The sequence below is a fragment of the Leptodesmis sp. genome, assembly GCF_052746595.1.
The window spans coordinates 26,465-34,291 of sequence record NZ_JBRAGO010000047.1 but is presented as its reverse complement, the minus strand read 5'-3'; the positions used below and the strand labels follow the sequence as shown (position 1 = coordinate 34,291).

Annotated in this window: 10 protein-coding genes and 1 riboswitch; of the genes, 5 read left to right on the top strand and 5 right to left on the bottom strand. The window is 50.0% G+C overall.

Going from position 1 to position 7,827, the window contains the following annotated elements:
* Positions 1-191 precede the first annotated feature (191 nt).
* A complete protein-coding gene (locus ACUVQO_RS12040) occupies positions 192-1,022 on the top strand; it encodes a TlyA family RNA methyltransferase (RefSeq protein ID WP_445926117.1) in 831 nt (276 codons plus the stop codon).
* A gap of 75 nt (positions 1,023-1,097) precedes the next feature.
* Here the strand turns inward: ACUVQO_RS12040 and ACUVQO_RS12035 are convergent, their stop codons facing one another.
* From ACUVQO_RS12035 to ACUVQO_RS12020, 4 genes are all read right to left on the bottom strand, one after another.
* Positions 1,098-1,553, bottom strand: a complete 456-nt coding sequence (locus ACUVQO_RS12035; protein WP_445926116.1) for a tetratricopeptide repeat protein — start codon at positions 1,551-1,553, stop codon at positions 1,098-1,100.
* Entirely contained in the window at positions 1,553-1,909 is a 357-nt protein-coding gene (locus ACUVQO_RS12030; RefSeq protein WP_445926115.1) for a tetratricopeptide repeat protein, read from the bottom strand. Before ACUVQO_RS12030 ends, ACUVQO_RS12035 begins: the two co-directional genes overlap by 1 nt.
* A 93-nt stretch (positions 1,910-2,002) precedes the next feature.
* Complete coding sequence (locus ACUVQO_RS12025; protein WP_445926114.1) at positions 2,003-2,827, bottom strand: tetratricopeptide repeat protein; 825 nt, start codon at positions 2,825-2,827, stop codon at positions 2,003-2,005.
* Between the two features lie 127 nt (positions 2,828-2,954).
* On the bottom strand, positions 2,955-3,797 hold the full coding sequence (locus tag ACUVQO_RS12020) for a tetratricopeptide repeat protein (RefSeq protein WP_445926113.1): 843 nt from the start codon (positions 3,795-3,797) through the stop codon (positions 2,955-2,957).
* Positions 3,798-4,006: 209 nt separating this feature from the next.
* Positions 4,007-4,157, top strand: a riboswitch (cobalamin riboswitch).
* Positions 4,158-4,181: 24 nt separating this feature from the next.
* Here ACUVQO_RS12020 and ACUVQO_RS12015 point away from each other — a divergent pair.
* The 4 genes from ACUVQO_RS12015 to ACUVQO_RS12000 are packed head-to-tail and all read left to right on the top strand — an operon-like array spanning position 4,182 to position 6,909.
* A complete protein-coding gene (locus tag ACUVQO_RS12015; protein ID WP_445926112.1) occupies positions 4,182-4,940 on the top strand; it encodes an energy-coupling factor ABC transporter permease in 759 nt (252 codons plus the stop codon).
* A 4-nt stretch (positions 4,941-4,944) separates the two neighbouring features.
* On the top strand, positions 4,945-5,283 hold the full coding sequence (locus ACUVQO_RS12010) for an energy-coupling factor ABC transporter substrate-binding protein (RefSeq protein WP_445926111.1): 339 nt from the start codon (positions 4,945-4,947) through the stop codon (positions 5,281-5,283).
* Positions 5,280-6,071, top strand: a complete 792-nt coding sequence (cbiQ, locus tag ACUVQO_RS12005; protein WP_445926110.1) for a cobalt ECF transporter T component CbiQ — start codon at positions 5,280-5,282, stop codon at positions 6,069-6,071. Before ACUVQO_RS12010 ends, cbiQ begins: the two co-directional genes overlap by 4 nt.
* 16 nt (positions 6,072-6,087) lie before the next feature.
* Positions 6,088-6,909, top strand: a complete 822-nt coding sequence (locus tag ACUVQO_RS12000; RefSeq protein WP_445926109.1) for an energy-coupling factor ABC transporter ATP-binding protein — start codon at positions 6,088-6,090, stop codon at positions 6,907-6,909.
* A gap of 50 nt (positions 6,910-6,959) precedes the next feature.
* Here the strand turns inward: ACUVQO_RS12000 and ACUVQO_RS11995 are convergent, their stop codons facing one another.
* On the bottom strand, positions 6,960-7,628 hold the full coding sequence (locus ACUVQO_RS11995; RefSeq protein WP_445926108.1) for a GNAT family N-acetyltransferase: 669 nt from the start codon (positions 7,626-7,628) through the stop codon (positions 6,960-6,962).
* Between the last annotated feature and the right edge of the window lie 199 nt (positions 7,629-7,827).

Below are 7,827 nucleotides of genomic sequence, written 5' to 3'. Positions count from 1 at the left end.
AGTGGCGTGGGGCAGGAATACTCAAGAGCGATCTTGGGAAGCCCGCACCGTATGCAAAGCATTGGTGTCGGGAGGATGTCACTAACTCCAAATTCTTACGTAGGATAGGTTAGCGCAGCGTAACACATCTCCTCTAAACATTGACGAGTTACGGCTACCGCCTAACCCATCCTAAAAATTAAGGATTCCTGATGCCCAAGCAACGTCTGGATTTGTTACTGGTAGAGCTAAACCTGTGTGACTCACGACAGCAGGCTCAACGGCTGATTCGGGCGGGTGAGGTGAAAGTGAATCAACAGGTGGTGGATAAGCCAGGAACCGAGGTCAATCCAGCCGCACAGATTCAAGTTCGGCAGAAGTCTCCTTATGTATCCAGGGGGGGGGAGAAATTGGCCAAGGCGATTGCCCAATTCCAAATCCCGATCGCTGGACGAATCTGCCTGGATGGGGGAATTTCTACAGGAGGCTTTACCGATTGTCTGTTACAGGCCGGAGCTGCTCAGGTGTATGGGATCGACGTGGGTTATGGACAGGTAGCCTGGAGTTTACGCCAGGATCCTCGCGTCATTCTGCATGAACGCAAAAATCTGCGCTATCTGAAACCGGAGGACGTATATCTACCGGACGCAACCTGGGCTGATCTGGGGGTAGCTGATGTGTCTTTTATTTCGCTGACTAAAGTTTTGCCTGCGTTGTGGGAGTTGCTACGATCGCCCCGTGAGGTCATCCTCCTGGTTAAACCTCAGTTTGAAGTGGGGCGCGATCGGGTAGGCAAAAATGGAGTCGTCCGGGATCCCCAAGATCAGGCACTGGCGATCAAGCAGGTACTGAAGGCAGCTCAAGACTTGGGATGGGTGTATCAGGGAGTAACGTGGTCACCTTTACTGGGGCCAGCAGGCAATATTGAATATTTGTTGTGGCTGAAGAGTTTACCGTCCGATGATTCTGCTACCGCTCCAACTCCCACCTTGAATGACTTAAAACAACTGGTTCAAGCTGCCCAAAAATCTTTAGTCGGCTAGAAACTAGGTTTCTGTTGCAGATTAAAAGTTCATTCAAGAACTCCTACAAGAAACCCGGTTTCTAGACACCCCACTTTAAGCCTGAAGCAATGCCTGGAAGTGGGGATCCTGGCGAATTTTGTTGAAGTTAGGATCCGTTTTGGCCATTAATTGGCAGAGATAAGGACTGTAACTAATCGCCTGCTTCAAGTGGCTGAGTGCCAGATCGGTATTTTCCTGTAAAGCGTAGCAACAGGCTTTCCCGTACCAGGCGTTGGCATTATTGGGCTTAATTTGCAGAGACTGGTCAAAGCTGGCTTGAGAGCCTATAAATTGACCTAGTTTTGCCAATACCATGCCGCGATAGTTCCAGCCATAGTGGCAACTGGGTTTAATCTGTAAGGCTTGATTGAGGCTAGCGAGCGCATCGGAGTAACGATTCAAACAACTGAGAGCGACAGCCCGGTTATACCAGGCTTTGTAGCTATCCGGCTTGAGTTCCAAGACGCGATCAAAACTGGCGATCGCGTCTTTATACGCATATACGCTCATTAGTGCCTTGCCGTAGTTCTGCCATCCCAGTAATCATCCGGTTCTAGTTTTAGGGCATGATTGAAGCTGGCTAACGCCTCCTCGTAGCGGGTTAGCTTGGCCAGCGCAATCCCTTTTTCCTGCCAGGCCGGAGCAAACTTGGGTTTCAGCGAGAGTGCTCGTTCAAAACTACTGACTGCCGCCTCGTACTGACCGGATTTCTCCAAAACATAACCCCGACAACTCCGGGCTTTATAGTCCTGGGGGGCAGTAGCCAGGATTGAGTCATACTTTGTGACTGCGCGATCGAAGCGGGCATGCTTTTGGAGAACTAACTCCTGGCTGTAGAGAGTTTGGGAGTCTTTACTCTGATTCATAGGAATTTCGAGGAAAACAGCACAGCGAGTGAAACTGTCAGGTGCACCATTGTCATGACATCCCTACACGTCGTGGTACCAGGCTGAAAAGTTTCAAATTCGCTCATTGATCAGGGCTGCGAACCGCTCATCCTGACGCAGTCCGTCAAAATCAGAATTGGTCTTCGCAATTTCCCGGTACTCGTGAGGACTGAGTTCCACGGCACGCTGCAAGCTTTCAAAGGCCAAGTCATAATTACCCTGCAGGGCATAACAACAGGCTTTGTTGTAAAGCGTGTTGGGATTATCGGGTTTCAGTTCTAAGGCTTTATCATAGCTGGCGATCGCGGATTCTAGCTGCCCTAGATGATATAGGGCATTCCCCCGATTCGTCCAGGCTTCCTCAAAATCGGGTTTATATTCCAGCGCTTTGTCATAACTGGCAATCACCCGATGCAGCTTATTCAGCTGCTTCAGTGCTAAAGCACGATTGTACCAGGCCCAGTAATAATCTGGCTTAAACTCGATCGCTCGATCGTAGCTGGAAATAGCCTCCTCGTAGCGTTCCAGGTTTCTCAAGGCGATCCCCCGGTTGTACCAGGCCCAGCAATAATTGGGTCTGAACTTAATGGCTTGATCGTAGCTCTCGATCGCCTCTTCATAGCGGTGCAAATCGTCCAGCGCACTGCCCCGATTATTCCAGGCTTCAGAAAATCCTGGTTCATATTCCAGTGCCCGATCGTAGCTGGCGATCGCTGCTTCATACTGTCCCATGCGGTAGAAGGCGTTTCCCCGGTTGTACCAGGCATCTGGGTAATCGGGCTGAAGGGCTAAAACTGCGTCATAGGCGGAGATGGCAGCATTATAATCCTGCTGCTTGTTGAGATACAGCCCTTTTTGAAACAAGAAAACGACTTCTATCTCTTGAAAATCTGTCATGGTCTCTAGCTTCTGGGTGACGGATGTGCAGGGATTTGGTCTATCAGTATGGATTTAAAGTGCCCTCAGCAAAACAAGGATGAACAGGAGAAATAGGACTCTCTTAAAAAAATAGGGGGTGTGCACTTCAGGACGGTTGGTTGGGGTTTGGAGGCTGCCGATGATGAATCAAGGAACGAAACTTGGGGTTAAAAACAAGGGTACTAAAATCAGCATCAATTTTAGCGAGAGCACGATACAGAGTAGGATTTAACTTGAGTGCGCGGTGCAAATAATGCAAGGCCATTTCACTGTGCCCTTGGATGGCATAACAACGAGCTTTGTTATACCAGGCATCGGGATTATTGGGATGTACTTGTAAAGATTGGTCAAAGCACGCGATCGCTTGATTTAACCGCCCCAGCTTTCTCAAGACCATACCCTGGTAATTCCAGGCGTAGTGACAACTGGGTTTAATCTGCAACGCTTTATCGAGACTTGCCAATGCCGCATACAGGTAGCCCAGATGAGTCAGAGCTTTACTGCGGTGATACCAGGCTTTATAGTTGTTTGGTGTTATTTCTAATGCCCGATTAAAGCTGGTTAGTGCTTCCTCATAGCGCTGCAGATGGATTAAAGCATTGCCCCGGTTATACCAGACTTTGGCATCTCTGGACTGTAGTTTTACTGCCTTATCTAACTGAGAAACGGCTTCCTCGTATCGTCCCAGTTTCGCCAGCACGATCCCCTTGCCATGCCATGCTGGATAATGCTCCGGATTCACTTTCAAGGCTTGATCAAAATTAGCGATCGCTTCCTGAAATTGCTCCAAGCGCTCCAGGGCATATCCACGGTAAGTCCAGATTTCATACAGATCAGGTTGAACTGACAGTAGATCATCGTAACGGTTAATAGCTCCTTGATAAGCGTCCACCGTCTGCAGCAAATTGCTACCAGGATGCCAAATTGCAGGATCAGAGGGTTGAGCCATAAAACCGGGTGCCTAAGGAGGGGTGCCACTTTAGAGTTGCCCGTTGGTGGGGGGAACTAACTAAAGATTCGGTTAAGGGAAACGAGTGGAGGAGTGGGTGGGTCGGTGAGTGGATAGGTGGGAGAGCGGCGATCGGGCGCTGGGCAGGGTTAATTCCAGCAACCTTGCAAAGGGTTAAGCAACATCGTCTGGAATTGTGCAATATGGTAAGCTGAGGGTCACGATTTGGTTCTAACGGGGAGCAGCCGTTAGAGGAAACAGGGAAAGAGTAGTGTAAATCTACCGCTGTCCCGCAACTGTAATTGAGGATGACGAACTATCTTCATTAGCCAGGATGCCTGCCATTTCGTATCACCATTCTTCAATCAATCTGCGAGGTACAGTTTGAACATACAACATCGTCAATGGGCCAGCCTGGGATTAATGGCTGGCCTAAGTTGTTATTTGGTTTTAGCGTCTGCCAACCCTGCGGCGGCGATGCACATTGCGGAAGGCTTTTTGCCCGTTCAGTGGGCGGTTTTGTGGTGGATCGTTTCATTACCCTTCCTGGTTGTTGGGGTGCAATCGCTGGCTCGCATTACCAGCACTTATCCAGAACTGAAATTGCTGCTGGCCCTGGTGAGTGCTTTCACCTTTGTTCTTTCGGCTTTAAAGATCCCGTCTGTCACTGGCAGTTGTTCTCACCCAACTGGGACGGGGCTGGGGGCAATTTTGTTTGGCCCCTCGGTGATGACAGTGCTAGGAGGCTTAGTGCTGTTATTTCAGGCCGTTCTGTTGGCCCACGGTGGCCTGACAACCCTGGGTGCCAATATGTTTTCAATGGCTATTGTTGGCCCCTTTGCGGCGTATTTTGTTTATCGCCTCTTATTGAGAACCGGACGAACCAGGGTAGCTATTTTTTGTGCCTCTGCTCTGGCAAACCTACTCACCTATGTCACAACTTCTGTTCAGCTAGCCCTGGCTTTTCCAGCAGTCAGTGGCGGCTTTACGGCATCATTTCTCAAATTTGCAGGCATTTTTGCCGTCACTCAGATTCCGCTGGCGATCACTGAAGGGCTGCTCACGGTGCTGGTGTGGAATTGGCTGCAATCTTACGCCAAGCAAGACCTTGAAACCCTCAAGCTGCTCAGACAGGAATCCTAAAGTTATGTCAAAATCTGCTTCTCCAGACTCTTTCCCGAAGTTTCAGAACTGGCTGTTAGCGATCGCCGTGATGCTGCTCGCTGTCTTGCCGTTGATCTTTGTACGAGGAGAATACCGTGGTTCGGATGACCAGGGTGAGAAAGCCATTAGTGAGCTTCATCCGGACTATGAACCCTGGTTTCAGCCCTTTTTTGAACCTGCCAGCAGTGAAATTGAAAGTTTGCTGTTTGCTAGTCAGGCAGCATTAGGAGCCGGGGTAATTGGTTATGTGATTGGGCTTTATAAAGGGCGCACTCACCAACAAGCTCAATCTAAGCAGTCGGATTCGCGACTTTCCGAATGAGCTATCCAATCGACAGTCTGGCTTATACGAATCGTTTGCGCTGGTTGCCACCCGGCCAAAAGGTTGCTTTTGCCCTGCTGTTGCTGCTGCTCTCCCTCATTTGCCAGCCGCTGGTTCAGGGGCTGATTAGCCTCTGGGTTCTGCTCTGGGTTGTGGGTTACGCAAATATTCCAGGAAAAATTTATGGTCAGTTATTAGCGCTGCCTCTGGGCTTCTGCTTGACCAGTCTGCCAGCTTTCATCCTGAGCGGCGTTAGCGAGGCAGCCAGTCAGTCCGTGCAGTGGGATGTCTGGCGAGGATGGCATATTGGCAGTATTTATCTCTACGTCAGTCAGACTGGACTGCATCAAGTAGGGTTGCTCCTGCCTCGTACCCTCGCTACCACCAGCAGTATGTTTTTCATGCTCCTGACCACGCCCTTTATTGAAGTGGTGCAGTTGCTGCGGCGATTACGCTGCCCGACCATCCTGGTTGAGTTGCTCTTGCTCATGTATCGATTGATTTTTACCCTCTTGGCGATCGTGGATGAACTCTGGACAGCACAACATTCTCGCTGCGGCTATCGCACCTGGCGACGGGGAATGTACAGTCTGGCTATTCTTGTCGGGCAGTTACTGGAGCGAGCGCTTTTAAGTTATCACCATATGTCCCTAAGTTTGGCGGCACGTGGATTTAGTGGGGAACTGGGTGTCTGGCGTTCTCCTCCCTACAAACCATCGCTGCGCTACAGTCTGGAAGCTGCGATCGGCTGCGTTATTCTGGTTATGCTAAATCTCATGCTCCATTAGCCCCAAGGGCTGGTTTATGTCCGAATGGATTCTGGAATTTATTGATGTGTCCTATAGTTACCCCTATAGTCGTCAAGCTGCGATTCAGGGGTTAACCCTGAGAGTGCCAACTGGCAAAAAATGTGGGCTGATTGGTCAAAATGGGTGCGGCAAGACGACGTTCTTTTTGCTGGCCAATGGTCTTTACCAGACGCAGCACGGGGTTATTCGCTGGCGGGGACAACCTATTCACTACGATCGCACCTTTTTAACCCAGTTGCGCCAGCAGATTGGGTTAGTGTTTCAAAATCCGGAGCATCAGTTGGTGTTTTCTACGGTCGAAGAAGATATTTCCTATGGGTTATGCAACCTCGGTCTACCCATACCCGAAGTTGCTCGACGAGTCCAGCAGGCGATCGCCCAATTTGATCTGAGCGAACTGGCTCATCAACCCATTCACCATCTCAGCTTGGGGCAAAAGAAGCGGGTATCGCTGGCCGATGTCATGGTGCTGCAGCCGCAGCTCCTTTTACTGGATGAACCGACAGTCTATCTGGATGCCCGTCACACACAAGACCTGATTGGACAACTGCAACAGATTCATTTGGCTGGAACGACGATCGTGTTAGCCAGCCATGATCTTGACTTTCTGTACCGTTGGGCAGATTGGATTTTTGTCATGGATCAGGGGCAACTGGTTCTGGAAGGCCCACCCCAAAGCGTTTTTGCCCAACGACAAAGATTGGAACAATTGCAGCTTGGCATACCGCTGGCGATTGAGTTGATTGATCGAATTAAGGCGATCGTTGAAGAAATGCATGCCCAGCGATCGAACCATCCCAATTCCACCAACGGTTGAAAGCCATTGTGGCGAGTTTGGGCTGATCTGCTGCTGCCGAGTTGAGTCATTCAAAAGAAATCCCAACAAAAGGGCGGCTCTGCTTGCCAGGCATGATCCAGTTGAGCCAGCAAGGAGTCGTCACCCTCGACTGCCAACTCTCCAGTCCACAAGAGATCCCGCGATCGTCGCACACCGCAAAATAACTGAGTTAAATGCTCGATGGAAAGTTTTACGATCGGGCCAGGGTGATCCTCGATGGGGTGGATCTGTCCGTCCCTGAACTCAAATCCCAGAGTTTGTTGGCCAAAAAGGGGAATCTGCTGCTCTCTGGCCGCTTTCAGGGCATGTTCTAGCATCAGGCGGGCAACTCGCTGCCCCCGCCGATGAGGAGCTACGGCTACACCGCCAATTCCCATAATGGGCACTTCCTGTCCCTCGAAAAAAGCGGTGAAGTCCAGCTGGGTATAAACGCCGATCCCCTGATCCGTTTCATCTTCCACAGCCAGAAACAGCTTTCGTCCAGGCAAATTCACCGTATCACCATACCACTGCTGAATTGCCTCGTTCGATTGCAGAGGAGCAAAGGCAAGGCGATCGAGGTTGACAATTTGTGATAAATCACTGTCTTTGGCTGGACGCACAGTAAGGCTGGCAAGAGCAGGCATATTCCGGTGGGAAAAATTTTTACTACCAAATTTTCGGGACGAACGGCGATTCACCCGACCCAAGAGTTTCACTTTTAATTCATCAATTCAATGAATTCATTAATTCATTGGTGAATTCATTGGTGTCTTGCAGGGGGCATCTTTGTCAAAGTTGCGACAAATCGGCACAAAAATGCAGGTCTTACGGGGTAACGGAGGGGAAGCCGCATTGAGAGCAACTTTTAATTACTGATAATCGTCGATCAATGCCAGGACGTTTGCAAGTCCATAA

Coding starts and splice junctions, on each gene's coding strand:
- ACUVQO_RS12040 (WP_445926117.1), top strand. CDS start 192: ATGCCCAAGCAACGTCTGGATTTGTTACTGGTAGAGCTAAACCTGTGT.
- ACUVQO_RS12035 (WP_445926116.1), bottom strand. CDS start 1,553: ATGAGCGTATATGCGTATAAAGACGCGATCGCCAGTTTTGATCGCGTC.
- ACUVQO_RS12030 (WP_445926115.1), bottom strand. CDS start 1,909: ATGAATCAGAGTAAAGACTCCCAAACTCTCTACAGCCAGGAGTTAGTT.
- ACUVQO_RS12025 (WP_445926114.1), bottom strand. CDS start 2,827: ATGACAGATTTTCAAGAGATAGAAGTCGTTTTCTTGTTTCAAAAAGGG.
- ACUVQO_RS12020 (WP_445926113.1), bottom strand. CDS start 3,797: ATGGCTCAACCCTCTGATCCTGCAATTTGGCATCCTGGTAGCAATTTG.
- ACUVQO_RS12010 (WP_445926111.1), top strand. CDS start 4,945: ATGTCAAAATCTGCTTCTCCAGACTCTTTCCCGAAGTTTCAGAACTGG.
- cbiQ (WP_445926110.1), top strand. CDS start 5,280: ATGAGCTATCCAATCGACAGTCTGGCTTATACGAATCGTTTGCGCTGG.
- ACUVQO_RS12000 (WP_445926109.1), top strand. CDS start 6,088: ATGTCCGAATGGATTCTGGAATTTATTGATGTGTCCTATAGTTACCCC.